The organism is Endozoicomonas sp. ALD040 (assembly GCF_049275945.1).
Classification (GTDB): domain Bacteria; phylum Pseudomonadota; class Gammaproteobacteria; order Pseudomonadales; family Endozoicomonadaceae; genus Endozoicomonas_A.
Genome location: NZ_CP184829.1, coordinates 3,015,263 through 3,030,971, shown reverse-complemented (window position 1 = coordinate 3,030,971; position 15,709 = coordinate 3,015,263). Strand labels below are relative to the sequence as shown.

Annotated in this window: 5 protein-coding genes; all 5 read left to right on the top strand. The window is 45.9% G+C overall.

Annotated elements, in window-relative coordinates; translation table 11 throughout:
• Nucleotides 1-57: 57 nt before the first annotated feature.
• On the top strand, nucleotides 58-2,019 hold the full coding sequence (locus tag ACOJUN_RS10750) for an RING finger and CHY zinc finger domain-containing protein (protein ID WP_422136627.1): 1,962 nt from the start codon (nucleotides 58-60) through the stop codon (nucleotides 2,017-2,019).
• A 239-nt stretch (nucleotides 2,020-2,258) separates the two neighbouring features.
• The gene (locus ACOJUN_RS10745) at nucleotides 2,259-5,237 is read left to right on the top strand and encodes a CHY zinc finger protein (protein WP_422136626.1); all 2,979 of its coding nucleotides are present in this window, start codon (nucleotides 2,259-2,261) and stop codon (nucleotides 5,235-5,237) included.
• Nucleotides 5,238-5,567: 330 nt separating this feature from the next.
• Nucleotides 5,568-8,918, top strand: coding sequence for an RING finger domain-containing protein (locus ACOJUN_RS10740; RefSeq protein ID WP_422136625.1), 3,351 nt, complete (start codon nucleotides 5,568-5,570; stop codon nucleotides 8,916-8,918).
• 357 nt (nucleotides 8,919-9,275) lie between these two features.
• Nucleotides 9,276-12,566, top strand: a complete 3,291-nt coding sequence (locus tag ACOJUN_RS10735; protein WP_422136624.1) for a hypothetical protein — start codon at nucleotides 9,276-9,278, stop codon at nucleotides 12,564-12,566.
• Between the two features lie 268 nt (nucleotides 12,567-12,834).
• Nucleotides 12,835-15,660, top strand: coding sequence for a CHY zinc finger protein (locus tag ACOJUN_RS10730; RefSeq protein WP_422136623.1), 2,826 nt, complete (start codon nucleotides 12,835-12,837; stop codon nucleotides 15,658-15,660).
• Nucleotides 15,661-15,709 lie beyond the last annotated feature (49 nt).

The window sequence follows — 15,709 nt, the reverse complement described above, 5'->3', positions numbered from 1 at the left end:
GTCAGACAAGAAGGGCCGGGTTGGTATTATTAACACCCGTTGTTTAGAAAGATTTGAATGCGTTTTTACCGTTTCTTCCTGGCATTTGTTCTTTTACTACTGGCTCTGGCGGTCCTGCCGTTGTGCTATTGTGCAACCATTATTGACCAAAACAATCACGATGGACACAGGGTTCGGATTGAAATCAATGATGATACAGATCTGCAGCGGGCGAGTCTGTGGCAAGTCAGTTTGCTGCTTCCGGAAGGCTTCAATAACCGAAAAAGCAGCCTTTGTTTTATGGCACCTGTGGTGCCAGCAGGTTCGAACAGTATCCCGCTATTGACCACGAACGACCCGGGTGACTATTGCTACCAGCTGACAGAGAAGCAAACACATGTCTTTCAGGATGTCTCAAAACATGCCTCTGAAAACGGCACACTGGTTCGTTTAAAACTCACGACGGAAGACAGACCAGAGTCGGCTTTTATCACCACCAATCAATCGCTGAAACCCCATACTACTTCTCATAGAGAGGGCTTAAAGGCAGGTAATGGTGGTGGAGAACCATCAGGCAAGGTATCAGATAAAGCTCCAAAGGACGAAAGTAACGACCACCAAAAAGAAAAAAAAGGTGAACCTGGAGATAAGGGGAGCGACTCACCGGGAGAAAGCAATTATGGCAGCGAAGAGGGTAATAACAGAAAAGACGGCAATGGAAAAGAAAGTGCAAAAAACACCTGGACTCAAGACCTTCAGCTAATTGCCAACCAACTCGTAGCCCACATTGAAAGCGACGATCCCGATGCTGTTTTTATGCTAAGGCAAATACTGGATGAGCTGAACATGCCTCAGCGTTTGCAGGTTCTCGAAACAAAAAGCACAAACACCAGTGGCAATACTGTCACGCCTCTTGAGGCAATATTGAAACTGCAGCGTTCTTTCTATGAGAACTCAACGCGCAACCGGTTTATCGAGCAGTTGATAGAAGCTACGAGCGACCAAACAAGGACTCTGGATGATTTTAACATTCTGTCTGAACTCCAACCGATCATTGCAACTGACCGGTCAATGCCCGAAGCAAACGACAATAACCTGATGATTTTGTATAAGATTGTTCAGGACTTCATCAACAGATTCAATCAATCTGACCAACAGCCATCAATAGGTCACTTTGAAAAATCTTGCTTTACTGAGTACTTCGTTCAATTACTCCTGCTTTATTCAAACCCAGTTGAATCCATTCGTGAGCTGTTAGGGAAAATGTCAGATTCAGTTATCAGACATGATATTATGAATTCTGCACAATCATTAACATTCTCCACTCCTTTTCACGCTATCCTTATACAACTTGAACAGCACCCATCGTTCCATGAATTAGAAGGCCTCTCAAATGAACTGATAAGGCAGGCGCCTGGTTCCCACCTACATAATGAGGAGGCAACCCCGTCGGGTGCAGAATTAACGACACGGGTTCAAAAAACCCGAGAGCGATTGTGCGAACATTACAACAGGCTCTGCCGTGTGAATTTTAAGTGCTGTGGTTTGTATTTCCCCTGCCACAAATGTCATAACGAGAGCGATAAATGCAAAGTGACAGATTGCAGGGCTGTTGATGCAACATGGCTTCTATGTTCTGTATGTGGATATGAAGGGACGATTACGGAGAACTCCCAGACATGTCCAAACTGTAACGAGCAAATGTCGCAATATTTCTGTGCAATATGCAAACACTTTACCGATACGGAAAAAGAACCATACCACTGCGATAAATGCGGCATTTGCCGAGTAGAAAAGGATGGAAGCTATCACTGTGATGTTTGCAATACCTGTTTACAAGACGTTCACAAATGCCGGGAAAACGCAGGCCACGATGACTGCGGCATCTGCATGGAAGATGTCTTCCGCGGTGGCAAAGTACTCCCCTGCTCCCACATAGTTCATCATGAGTGCGCCATTGCAATGATTCAAAACGAGATAAGAACCTGCCCTGTTTGCAGATACCCTCTATACAGTCCGTTGGATGAAAACAATAATTAACCGTCTGACCGGATTTAATAATCACCGTCGTGATCGCTTCATGTTTATAAGCAAGTAACCCATTTAGCAATTCAGAAATTCTTGTCTATTCTCTATTTGTTCTGCGAATAATAAGACCGGTCAATAATGTTCCTCTATTTTTCAATTGCAGAAAGTCAGCACAGATTGTCCTGACTTTTTCTATCAGACCAGAAAGTTGGTGCTGGTGTTATTAACACAAGTTATTTGGAAAGGTTTGAATGCATTTTTACCGTTTTTTCATGGCATTTGCACTTTTCTTAATGACTATGATGACTGTGCAGTTGTGCCATTCCTCCACCATCATTGAACGACACTATCCCGATGGGCGCAGAGCTCGGATTGAAATCAATAATGGCACAGATCCTCAGGGTATGAGTCAGTGGCGAATGAGTTTGCTGCTTCCGGAAGATTTCGATGACCAAAACAGCACCCTTTGCTTTAAGGCACCCGTGGTGTCAGCAGATTGGAACAGTATCGCACTATTGGTCAACAACCACTTGAGTAACTATTGCTATCAGCTGGTAATAGCCGCAAAGGAGCAAACATCCGTCTTCCAGGATGTCTCAAAACGTGCCTCTGAAAACAGCCTGCTTGTACGCTTGAAATCCAGGACGGCAGACAAACCGGAGTTGGCTTCTGTCGCCATCCACCAACTCCTGAGCGGCAAATCCCATGCTAACCCACTAACCCTTCTGGTTTACCCCGACAGGATGACTGACCCTGGGCTGGAAGTCGGCCAAACCCGAAATAGCACACTGACAATGACGGGAGACAGACTGGCTGGCAACGCAGATTTTTCCGGTGGCGGCAATGGAGGCTTCTTTTACTCGCCCCCTCCACCATGGGGAGGAGGTGGGAGACCATCAGGATTATTCGACATAGATCTGGTTGTCCTGAAACCCGTCAGCAACTGGCTAATGTCTAAGGGCAAGGACTCCAGCTCTTTTGAGAAACAGCCATACCCGGCGCGTTTGAAAATGACACGCGTTAACGCAGATGGCTCCTCCAGTGAAGCCGTTATACCCGTTGGCTGGCTTGACTTCCTGAGCACTGATCAACTGACCGATGTTAATTTCTGGAACACCCTCTTCCAGCGTGCCACCACTTCTTGCCCGGCCAGCGAAAGCCTTCAGTCGCAGCTTGGCTGTTTGAAGCGATTTCTTGAGTTCACTGTCTTGAAGACAGATCATGCTGGCGGCTTAAAGGCAGGTAATGGAGATGGAGAACCATCAGGCAAGGCAAATGATAAAGCACCAAAGGACGAAAATAACGACCATCAAAAAGAAAAAAAAGGTGAACCTGAAGATGAGAAGAGCCATTCAACCAAAGAAGGCAATGATGGCAGTGAAGAGGGTAATAACAGAAAAGACGACAACGGTAAAAAAAGTGCAAAAAACACCAGGACTCAAGACCTTCAGATAATTGCCAACCAACTCATAGCCCTCATTGCAAGCAACGATCCCGATGCCGTTTTTAAGCTGAGGCAAATACTGGATGAGCTGGACATGCCTCAGCGTTTGCAGGTGCTGGAAACAAAAGGCACAAACACCGAAGGCAACACTGCCACGCCTCTTGAGGCGATATTGGAACTGCAGCGTTCTTTCTATGAGAACTCAACGCGTAACCGGTTTATCGAGCAGCTAATAGAAGCTACCAGTGAGCAAACAAGGACTTTGGATGATTTTAACATTCTGTCTGAACTCCAACCGATCATTTCACCTCACCGGACATTGCCCGAAGCTGTCAACAACAACCTGACGATTTTGTACAAGATTGTTCTGGATATCATCCACAGGGTCAATCAATCTGACCAGCAGCCGCCCTTAGGACAATTTGAAAAATGTTGTTTTACCGAGTACCTGGTTCATTTGTTACTGCTCTATTCAAACCCAATTGAATCGATTCGTGACCTGTTAGAGAAAATACCAGATTCAGTCATGATCTGTGATATTATGTTTTTTGCAAAATCATTGACATTCTCCATCTCTTTTCGCAACGCTTTTTTACGACTTAAACAGCACCCATCGCGCGATGAATTAGAACGCCTTTCAAATGAGCTGATGTGGCGGGCGCTTACTCACTCACAACAAGTGCTTTCTATAAAGCCTGTAATCAATCACAGTGGTAATACCTTCAACTGCACAACTGCAAGCAATGCAAATAAATTCGCCGATTTCATCCAGCAAATTGATAGCAACCAAAGTGCCTCCGGGTCCACCGTCAGTTCTACTGACTTAAGTGCTAATAGATACTTACAGCAGGGAGCCAGGCCTAAACCTCCAGCCCTTTCTGATCAGCAAAATCCCTCTTCCCAAAAGCGACTCCAGACAGGACGTGCACATCATAATCATCAGACCAATGGGACACAGGAACGATCCGATTTGGAAGTGTCGAGGAGAAATCAAAACGTCTTAAGTCCATATCCGATCAATGATTCCCATCTCGTCGAGCTGAAAAGACACGCTGATGAAAAAAGAGAGAAAAAAAGACAACGGATAAGACAGATAGAAAGACAACGGAAGGCAGCGGCCAGCCCGGCGATGCAGAGTAATGGCAAAGAGTGTTCTGCTTCTAACCAGCAGTCGAGCAACCATAATGAGGAAACAAACCCACCGAACGGGCAGCTAAAGACATCTGTGCAAGAAAACCGAAAGCCTTTGTGCGGTCATTACCATAGGTTATGCCGTGTAAACTTTGGTTGCTGTGCCGGGTATTTCCCCTGCCATATCTGCCATAACATGAGTGATTATTGCGAGGTTAAAGATCTCCGGGCTGATAAAGCAATAAAGCTAAAGTGTTCTATCTGTAACTACGAGGGGGACATTACGGAAGACTCCCAGACGTGCCCGGGATGCAACCAGATGATGTCGGACTATTTCTGTGCAAAATGCAAACACTTCACCAATTTAGAAAAAAAACCGTTCCACTGTGATAAATGCGGCATTTGCCGAAAATTCAAGGATAAGTGCTTTCACTGTGATGTTTGTAATGTCTGCCTGGATAAAAGGTATCAAGACAATCACAAATGCCGGAAAAACTCAGGCCACGACGAGTGCTGCATCTGCCTGGAAGATGCCTTCTCCGGCTGCGTGATACTGCATTGCTCCCACAAAGTACATCGTGATTGCGGCGATGCAATGATTAAAAGTGGGATAACAACCTGCCCTCTTTGCAGACGCTCTCTGTACAAACCGTAATAAGTACCTAACCAGTTGGTTTCGCATATTCTGGACGGCGGCTTTTTCCACCCTTCTGCGTTCCAACTCTGGTTGCGTAGCTATGGCTACGCGCCCGTCGTTGCGCCTTGAAGGATGAAAAAATCCACTCGCCAGAATATGCGAAACCAACTGGCCAGGTACTTATAGCAATTCTGACACACTTGACTATTCTCTGTTTCTACTACAAATAACGGGATTGACCAATGATGTTCCTTTATTTTTCAGAGCAGAACTGTTTTTGCCCATTCTGTCTATCAGATAAAGAGAACAAGTCGCAATTATTGACACAAGTTCTGTAGTGCAATTTGTATGCATTTTTACCGCCTGTTCACAGCATTTGTTCTTTCACTGCTGGCTATGGCGGTCGTGCCTTTATGCTATTGCTTAACCATCATTGACCGACACAATCCCAATGACAGGGTTCGGATTGAGATCAATGAGGGAACAGATTCTCAGGGTGTGAGTCAGTGGCAATTGAGTTTGCTGCTTCCGAAAGGCTTCAATGACCGAAAAAGCATCCTCTGCTTTAAAGCACCTGTGGTGCCAGCAGATTCGAGCAGTATCGCACTATTGGTCACGACCGACTTGAGTGACTATTGCTATCAGATAGTCATAGTGACAGGGGAGCAAACACGCGTCTTCCATGGTATCTCAAAACGGGCCTCTGAAAGCGGCACACGGGTTCGCTTAAAATCAACGACAGCAAACAGACCAGAGTTGACTTCTGTCACCAGCAATCAACCCGTCAAACCCCATACAGCTCCTCTTACCCTTCTAATCTATTCCGACAACATCACGGAAAGTGTGCTGGAAACAAGACAAACCCGAAATAACACACTGGCAATGACAGGTGACAAGCTCGCTGGCAACACAGATTTTTCCGCTGGCGGTGATGAAGGCTTCTCCTATTCACCGCCTCCACCATGGGGAGGAGATGGGAGGCCATCGGGATTATTCGACATAGACCTGGTTATCCTGAAACCCGTCATCAACTGGCTGATGTCCATGGGCAAGGATTCCAGCTCATTTGAGGAACAGCCATCCCCGGCGCGTCTGAAAATGACACGCATCAATGCAGATGATTCTTCCAGTGATGCCGTTATAACCTTGGGTTGGCTTGACTTTCTGGACATTGAACAACTGACCGATGTTAATTTCTGGAACACCCTCTTCCAGCGTGCCGCCACTTCTTGCCCGGACAGCGAAAGCCTTCAGTGGCAGCTTGGCTGTTTGAAGCGATTTCTTGAGTACACTGCCTTGAAGACAGATCATGCTGGTGGCTTAAAGGCAGGTAATGGGGATGGAAAACCATCAGGTAAGGCATCCGATAAAGCATCAAAGGAAGAAAATAACGACCATCAAAAAGAGAAAAAAGGTGAACCTGAAGATCAGCAGAACAATTCACCGGGAGAAAGCAATCATGGCAGTGAAGAGGGTAATAACAGAAAAGACGACAATGGAAAAGAAAGTGCAAGAAACGCCAGGATTCAAGACCTTCAGGTAATTGCGAACCAACTCGTTGCCCTCATTGAAAGCGACGATCCCGATGCCGTTTTTAAGCTGAGGCAAATACTGGATGAGCTGGACATGCCTCAGCGTTTGCAGGTTATCGAAACAAAAAGCACAAACACCAGTGGAAATACTGCCACGCCTCTTGAGGCAATATTGAAACTACAGCGTTCTTTCTATGAAAACTCAACGCGCAACCGGTTTATCGAGCAGCTAATCGAAGCTACGAGCGTTCAAACAAGGACTTTGGATACTGTCAACATTCTGTCTGAACGCCAACCAATGATTCCACCTGACCGGTCAATGCCCGAAGCTGGTGACAATAACCTGATGATTTTGTATAAGATTGTTCAGGACATCATCAACAGGTTCAATCAATCTGTCCAACAGCCATCATTAGGACACTTTGAAAAATCTTGCTTGACTGAGTACTTCGTTCAATTACTCCTGCTCTATTCAAACCCACTTGAATCCATTCGTGAACTGTTGGAGAAAATATCAGATTCAGTGATAAGACGCGATATTATGATTTTTGCACAATCATTTACATTCTCCATCCCTTTTCGAGAAACCCTGATACAACTTGAACAGCACCCATCGTTCCATGAGTTAGAACGCCTCTCAAATGAACTGATGAGACAGGCGCCCGCTTCCCGCATACTGCAAGAGCCCCCACTACTGGTGTCTTCAGTAGAGCCTGTAATCAGTAACCATGATAATACCAATGGCAGAGCCACAAACAACTCAAACAGATTCGCACACTACACCCAGCAAGTTAACAGCTACCGAAGTGACTCCGGGTCTACCGGCAGTTCCCCCGTCGTCTTGCCAGCCGATAGATACATACAGCAAGGGGCCAGGCCAAAGCTGTCTGACCCTGGTGATCAGGAAAATCCCTCTTCCCAAAAGCGATTTCAGACAGGGCCTTCTCATGGTAATCATCTCACCAACGGAGCACACAACCGATCCGATTTGGAGGCGTCTGGAATAAATCAAAACTTCTCAACTAAACATTCGACCGATGACTCCCTTCTCGTTGAGCTGAAAGGCCGCGCTCAGGAAAAAAAAGAGAAAAAAAGACAACAGACTAAAGAGTTAACTGAACAGGCTCAAGAATTACCAATAGAGAAGCAGTCTTTAACTGCAGAAGTTCAAGCGTTAAAAACAGTGATTCAGGAGCTAACTAAGTTAAAAACAATGATTCAGGAGCTAACTAAGGAGACTCAAGGATTAAGACTAGAGAATCAGGTGTTGGTTGCGATGAATGAAAACCTGATTACAAAAAATCAGGAGCTATACAAGTCTATGGACAAATCAAATACTGAAGCGCTGCATTTGAAGGAACAAATCAAAAAGTTGCACGTTGATCTCAGAAGACAACAAGAATTAGTAGACCATTTGATCCATCGATCAGATTATCAGACGGCATCGGCCAATCAGAGGGTACAAACCAATAATCTTGCGATGAACAGCAATGGCACAGTGTTTTTAGCTCCTTTCCATCCGTTGAACACCTACAATGAGAAAGCAAGCCCGCCGAAAGAGCAGTTAAAGACATCTGCACAAGAACAACGAAAGCCATTGTGCAAAGATTACCGCAGGCTCTGCTATGTAAAATTTGAGTGCTGTCAATGGTACTTCCCTTGCCATAAATGTCATAACAAAAGTGATCGATGCGAAGTTACCTCTCGAAAAGCTCTTCACACGACACTGCTTTTATGCTCTGTGTGTGGATTCAATGGGGATATTACGGAAGACTCCCAGACATGCCCGGGATGCAACGAACTAATGTCGGAGTATTTCTGTGCACAATGCAAACACTTCACCGATTTAGAAAAAAAACCATACCACTGCGATAAATGCGGAATTTGTCGAACATCTAAGGATAATGCCTTTCACTGTGATGTTTGTAATGTCTGCATGAATACAAGACTTCAAGACAGTCACAAATGCCGGGAAAACTCGAGCCACGATGAGTGCTGCATCTGCCTGGAAGATACCTTCTCCGGCGGCAGGATAATGCCTTGCAGTCACAAAGTACATCGTGAGTGCGGCGCTGCAATGTTTATAAACGGGATAAGAACCTGTCCTATTTGCAGACACCCTTTAGACGCCTGGTTTGATGAAACAATCATTAAACCATCTGACTGAATTTAATAGTCGCTACCAGCGACCGCGTCTGACTTGCATAGGGAGTTAGAACGTTCGATTGGTAAAAATGAGTTTTTAAAAATAGCAGCACCGTACTGCTACCACAGCCCGGTATCAGGCCCTGCAAGACACTTTCAGGTTGATAATGCCGAAGACTCTGATGCACATAACGAGTCACTCAAATAGCAATTCAGGAATTCTTGTCTACTCTCTGTACGTCTTACGGATAATAAAGCCGGTCAATAATGTTTCTTTATTTTTCCAGGGCAGAAAGTCAGCCCGGATTGTCCTGGCGTTTTCTGTCAGACAGGAAGGGCGGGTTGATATTAATCACACACTTAGTGCAGAAAGATTTGAATGCATTCTTACCGTTTATTCATAACATTTGTTCTTTTCCTGACGACTATGTTGGTTGTCACCTTGTGCTATTCCTCAACCATCATTGACCGACATAATCCCGGTGGGCAAAAGGTTTGGATTGAAATCAATGACGGCACAGACCCCCAGGCTGTCAGTCAGTGGCAAGTGAGTTTGCTGCTTCCGGACAATTTCAACAATCGAAACAGCACCCTTTGCTTTAAGACACCTGTCGTGTCAGCAGATCCGAACAATATTGCTATATTGATGACAAACGACCAGAGCAACTATTGCTACCAACTGTTGCTACTGACAAAAGAGCAAACACCCGACTTCCAACACCTCTCTCAACAGGCCTCTAAAAATGGCACACTTATTCGCTTGAAATCCGCGACGGCAGACAGACCAGAATTAACTTCTGTCACCACCGATCAACGCCTTAACGGCAAACCCCATACGACCCCATTAACCCTTTTGGTCTATTCCGACAACACGACCGGCAGTGGACTGGAAACCGGCCAAACCCGGAATAATACAGTGACATTGACAGGCGGCAAGCTCGCTGGCATCGCCGATTTTCCCGGTGGTGGGAGTGGTGGATTCTTCTATTCACTCCCACCCCCACCCTGGGGAGGTGGCGGGGGGAGACCATCGGGATTATTTGAAATAGATCTGGTTATCCTGAAACCCATCATCAATTGGCTGATGTCCATAGGCAAGGATTCTATTTCGTTTGAGGAGCAACCCACCCCGGCACATCTGAAAATGACACGGGTTAATGCCGATGGCTCTTCCAGCGAAGCCGCTATACCTGTTGGCTGGCTTGACTTCCTCAATATTGAACAACTGAACGATGTTGATTTCTGGAACACCCTCCTCCAACAGGCCGCCACTTCCTGCCCCGCCAGCGAAAGTCTCCAACGACAGCTTGGCTGTTTCAAACGATTTCTTGAGCGTAGTGCCTTGCAGACAAATCATGGCGGTGGCCTGATGGCAGCTAATGAGGAGGGGCAACCCTCTGGTAGCGCACCCAATTCGGGGCCAAAGGACGAAAATAACGATCACCAAAAAGAGAAAAAAGAAGAACCTGAAAATCAGGACAACCAGTCACCGGGAGAAGGCCATGATGGCAGCGGGAATGGCAATAACAGAAAAGACGACGATGGCGAAGAGAGTGGAAAAAATGCTACCGCTGAAGACCTTCAGGTACTTGCGAACCGGCTTGTTGCCATCATTGAAAATAAATACCCCGGAGCAGTTTTTAGACTGAGACAAATACTGAATGAGCTGGACATGCCTCAGCGTTTGCGGGTTCTGGAAACAAAAAGTACCAACACCGCAGATACTGTCACTCCTCTTGAAGCGATACTGAAACTGCAACGTTCTTGCAACGAGAATTCATCGCGCAACCTGTTTATCGAACAGCTGATAAAGGCCACTTGCAATACAAAAAAGAATTTGAGTAAATTCAACATTCTATCTACACTCCGACCGGCCATTCCACCTGATCAGGCAGTGCTCGCAGCAGGCGACAACAACCTGTTGATTTTGAATAAAATTGTTCTGGACATAATCCACAAAGCCAATCAATCTGACCAACAGCCACCTGTGGGACAATTTGAAAAGTGTTGCTTTGTTGAGTTCTTCGCTCAATTGTTCCTGATTTATTCAAACCCGGTTGAACTGATTCGTAATCTGTTGGGGAAAATATCAGATTTAGCTTTAAGGTATGATGTTATGATTAATCCACAATCATTGACATTTCCCGCCTGTTTTTTATATAACTTCACGCAATTTCACCAACACCCATCCTTTCCTGAATTAAAGCGCCTCTTAAATGAGCTGATGAGGCAGGCACAAAACTCCCACTTACAACAAGTGCCTTCTATAGAGCCTTTCATCAGTAACAGCGATACTACCGCTAACGAAACAATTGCCAGCAGTGGAGATACAAGTACCATCCAGCGAGCTGTCTGCAACCAGAGAGCCTCTGGCTTTACCGGCAGCTCCCCTTGCTTACTGGCTGGTAGAAACCCAAAGCTGGAAGCAAGTTCAAATCAGCCTGCCCTTGTTCATCAGCAAAATGACGCTTCCCGGGAGCGATTACAAGCAGGACCTTCATCTGGTGATCTTCAAGCCACCGGGACACAGGAACGATCCGATTTGGCAGTGTTGAGGACAAATCAAAACCACTTAAGTAACCTCCTGATCGATGGACCCCTTCTCGAAGAGCTGGCAAAACACGCTCTGAAAAGACGGGTGAAAAAAAGACAACAGTTAAAACAGCTAGAAAGACAAATGAAAGCAAGGCGACAGATGTTGCCGGTCAGCTCTCCGTTGCCAAGTCATGTTCTCGCCGAGCTGGAAAGACACGCTGAGGCAAAACAAGAGCAAAAAAGACAACAGTTAAAACAGCTGGAAAGACAAATGATAGCAAGGCGACAGATGTTGCCGGTCAGCTCTCCGTTGCCAAGTCATGTTCTCGCCGAGCTGGAAAGACACGCTGAGGCAAAACAAGAGCAAAAAAGACAACAGTTAAAACAGCTGGAAAGACAAATGATAGCAAGGCTACAGATGATGGCGACCAACCCGACGTTGCAAAGCAATGGCGCAGAGCATTCTGCTTCTTTCCAGAAGTCGAGCACCCATAATGAGGAGGCAAACCCGTCGAATGAGCAGTTAAGGACGCCTTTGGAAAAAAAACAAAGGCAACTGTGCATTCATAGCCGTAGGTTATGTCGCGTAAACTTTGGGTGCTGTGAAGGTTATTTCCCATGCAACAAATGTCATAACGATAGTAAGAAATGCGACCTTACTGATCGTAAGGTTATTCATGCAATAAGGCTTCAATGTTCTCTATGTAACTATGAGGGGGATATTACGGAAGACTCCCAGACATGCCCGGGATGCAACGAACTAATGTCCGACTATTTCTGTGCACAATGCAAACACTTCACCGATTTAGAAAAAAAACCATACCACTGCGATAAATGCGGAATTTGCCGAACAGAAAAGGAGAAGTCCTTTCACTGTGATGTTTGCAATTTCTGTATGGATAAAAGTGCACAAGGCAATCACCGATGTCGGCCAGATTCAGGCCATGATGAGTGCTGCATCTGCCTGGAAGATGTTTTCCACAATTCCGTGATATTGCCCTGCACTCACAAAGTTCACCAGGATTGCGCTACGGTGATGATTACGAACAAGATAAGAACCTGCCCTGTTTGCAGATACCCTCTATCCGCTCAGTTAATTGACAGGATTTTGACCGTAATCAATAGTCGCCGCTAGCAGCCTGACCGGTACCACAACCCGGTATCAGGCTCTGCAGGATACTTTCAGGTTGATGCTGCCGAAAGCGTTGTGGCACAGAGCAATTTACCCACATAGCAATCCAGAAATTCTTGGCTATTCTCTGTTTCTACTTCGGATAACAAGAACAACCAATGGTGTTCCTTATTTTTCCATAGCGGAAAGTCAGCACAGACTGTTCTCACACACTTCATCAGGCAAAGAGGGCCGATTGGAATTGTTGTACCAGTTATATAGCGAGATTTGAATGCTTTTTTTACGCTTATTCATAGCATTTGTTCTTCCTCTACTGGCTATGGCGGTGGTGCCTTTTTGCTATTCCTCAACCATCATTCATCGACATAATCCCGGTGGGCACAAGGTTCGGATTGAAATCAATCACGCCACAGCCCCTCAGGCTGTCAGTCAGTGGCAAGTGAGTTTGCTGCTTCCGGACAGTTTCAACAATCGAAACAGCACCTTTTGCTTTAAGACACCCGTGGTGTCAGCAGATTCCAACAGTATTGCGATATTGTTGACGAACGACCAGAGCAACTATTGCTACCAACTGTTGCTAATGACAAAAGAGCAAATACCCGGCTTCCAACACCTCTCTCAACAGGCCTCTGAAAATGGCACACTTATTCGCTTGAAATCCACGACGGCAGACAGACCAGAATTAACTTCTGTCACCACCAATCAACTCCTTAACGGCAAACCCCATACGACCCCATTAACCCTTTTGGTCTATTCCGACAACACGACCGGCAGTGAACTGGAAACCGGCCAAACCCGGAATAACACAGTGACATTGACAGGCAACAAGCTCACTGGCATCGACGATTTTCCCGGTAGCGGGAATGGTGGCTTCTTCTATTTACTCCCACCCCCACCCTGGGGAGGTGGCGGGGGGGGACCATCGGGTTTATTTGAAATAGATCTGGTTATCCTGAAACCCGTCATCAACTGGCTGATGTCCATTGGTAAAGATTCTATTTCGTTTCAAGAGCAACACTCCCCGGCACGTCTGAAAATGACACGGGTTAATGCCGATGGCTCTTCCAGCGAAGCCGCTATACCTATTGGCTGGCTTGACTTCCTCAATATTGAACAACTGAACGATGTTAATTTCTGGAACACCCTCCTCCAGCAGGCCGCCACTTCCTGCCCCGCCAGCGAAAGCCTCCAATGGCAGCTTGGCTGTTGCAAACGATTTCTTGAGCGTAGTGCCTTGCAGACAAATCATGGCGGTGGCCTGATGGCAGCGAATGGGGAGGGACAACCCTCTGGTAGCGCACCCAATTCGGGGCCAAAGGACGAAAATAACGATCACCAAAAAGAGAAAAAAGAAGAACCTGAAAATCAGGAGAACCAGTCACCGGGAGAAGGCCATGATGGCAGCGGAAATGGCAACAACAGAAAAGACGACGATGGCGAAGAGAGTGAAAAAAAAACTACCACTGAAGACCTTCAGGTACTTGCGAACCGGCTTGTTGCCATCATTGAAAGTCAAGATCCCGGAGCAGTTTTTAAGCTCAGGCAAATACTGAATGAACTGGACATGCCACAGCGTTTGCGGGTTCTGGAAACAAAAAGCATCAACACCGAGGATACTGTCACTCCTCTTGAAGCCGTACTGAAACTGCAGCGTTCTTGCAACGAGAATTCACTGCGCAACCTTTTTATCGAGCAGCTGATAAAGGCAACATGCAATACAAAACAGTATTTGAATAACCTTCACACTCTGTCTCTACTTCGACCAATCATTCCACCTGACCGGGCAATGCCCGAAGAGGGCAACAACAACCTGTTGATGTTGTATAAGATTGCTCTGGACATAATCCACAAGGTCAATCAATCTGACACAGAGCCACCTATGAGTCAGTTTGAAAGATGTTGCTTTGCTGAGTACTTCGCTCAATTGTTCCTTATCTACTCAAACCCGGTTGAACTGATTCGTAATCTGTTGGGGAAAATATCAGATTTGCCCACAAGGCATGTTCTTATGATTAATCCACAATCATTGACATTTCCCAACCGCTTTTTAAATACCTTTATACAATTTCACCAACACCCATCGATTTCTGAATCAGAACGCCTCTCAGATGAGCTGATGGGTTATGCAAAAAATTCTCACTTACAACAGGTGCCTTCTGTAGAGCCTGTCATCGATAACAGCGATACTCTCTCTGACGAAACACTTGTCAGCAATAAAGATCCAGGTACCACCCACCAGCAAGCTGATAGCCACCAAAGAGCCTCTGGCTCTTCCGGAAGTTCCCCTTGCATACTGACTGATAGATACCCAGAGCCAGAGGCAGAGCCAGAGGCAGAGGCAGAGTCAGATCAGCCTGCACTTGCCTATCAGCAAAATAACGCTTCCCAAGAGCGATTACAGGCAGGACCTTCATCCGGTGATGATCAAACCACTAGTGCACAAGACCGATCTGCTTCTGATCAGCAGTCAAGTACCCATAATGAGGAGACAAACCCTTCGAACGAGCAATTAAAGACACCTGTGCAAGAGCGAATGCCATTGTGCAATCATTCCCATAGGTTTTGTCGTGTAAACTTTGGGTGTTGCGAAGGGTATTTCCCCTGCCCTAGATGTCATAACAATAGTAAGAAATGCGACCTTACAGATCGTAAGGATTTTCATGCAAAAAGGCTTCAATGTTCTCTATGTAACTATGAGGGGGATATTACGGAAGACTCCCAGACATGCCCGGGATGCAACGAACTAATGTCGGAGTATTTCTGTGCACAATGCAAACACTTCACCGATTTAGAAAAAAAACCATACCACTGCGATAAATGTGGAATTTGCCGAACATTTAAGGATAGGGCCTTTCACTGTGATGTTTGTGATATCTGCCTGAATACAAGGTTTCAAGACAATCACAAATGCCGAGAAAACTCAAGCCACGATGAGTGCTGCATCTGCCTGGAAGATACCTTCCACGGCTGCAAGATAATGCCTTGCTACCACAAAGTACATGGTGAGTGCAGCACTGCAATGCTTAAAAACGGGATAAGAACCTGCCCTATTTGCAGAAACCCTACAGACGCCTGGTTTGTTGGAAACAATCATTAAACCATCTGACTGAATTTAATAGTCGCTACCGGTGACCGCGTCTGACTTA

Excerpts from the sequence above, each read along its gene's own strand:
- ACOJUN_RS10750 (WP_422136627.1), top strand. The coding sequence starts at position 58 with ATGCGTTTTTACCGTTTCTTCCTGGCATTTGTTCTTTTACTACTGGCT.
- ACOJUN_RS10745 (WP_422136626.1), top strand. The coding sequence starts at position 2,259 with ATGCATTTTTACCGTTTTTTCATGGCATTTGCACTTTTCTTAATGACT.
- ACOJUN_RS10740 (WP_422136625.1), top strand. The coding sequence starts at position 5,568 with ATGCATTTTTACCGCCTGTTCACAGCATTTGTTCTTTCACTGCTGGCT.
- ACOJUN_RS10735 (WP_422136624.1), top strand. The coding sequence starts at position 9,276 with ATGCATTCTTACCGTTTATTCATAACATTTGTTCTTTTCCTGACGACT.
- ACOJUN_RS10730 (WP_422136623.1), top strand. The coding sequence starts at position 12,835 with ATGCTTTTTTTACGCTTATTCATAGCATTTGTTCTTCCTCTACTGGCT.